This window comes from Aquibacillus halophilus (assembly GCF_009649745.1).
In the GTDB taxonomy this organism is placed as follows: domain Bacteria; phylum Bacillota; class Bacilli; order Bacillales; family Amphibacillaceae; genus Aquibacillus; species Aquibacillus halophilus.
Genome location: NZ_WJNG01000053.1, coordinates 1 through 281, shown reverse-complemented (window position 1 = coordinate 281; position 281 = coordinate 1). Strand labels below are relative to the sequence as shown.

Sequence of the window (281 nt, the reverse complement as noted above, 5' to 3'; positions counted from 1 at the left end):
GGCTCATCGCATCCTGGGGCTGTAGTCGGTCCCAAGGGTTGGGCTGTTCGCCCATTAAAGCGGTACGCGAGCTGGGTTCAGAACGTCGTGAGACAGTTCGGTCCCTATCCGTCGTGGGCGTTGGAAGTTTGAGAGGAGCTCTCCTTAGTACGAGAGGACCGGGATGGACATACCGCTGGTGCACCAGTTGTTCCGCCAGGAGCATAGCTGGGTAGCTACGTGTGGAAGGGATAAGTGCTGAAAGCATCTAAGCATGAAGCCCCCCTCTAGATGAGACTTCC

1 rRNA gene is annotated in these 281 nt (G+C 56.9%); it reads left to right on the top strand.

Annotated features, from left to right (window positions below):
• Positions 1-281 (top strand): 23S ribosomal RNA (locus GH741_RS21500); the annotation flags it as partial.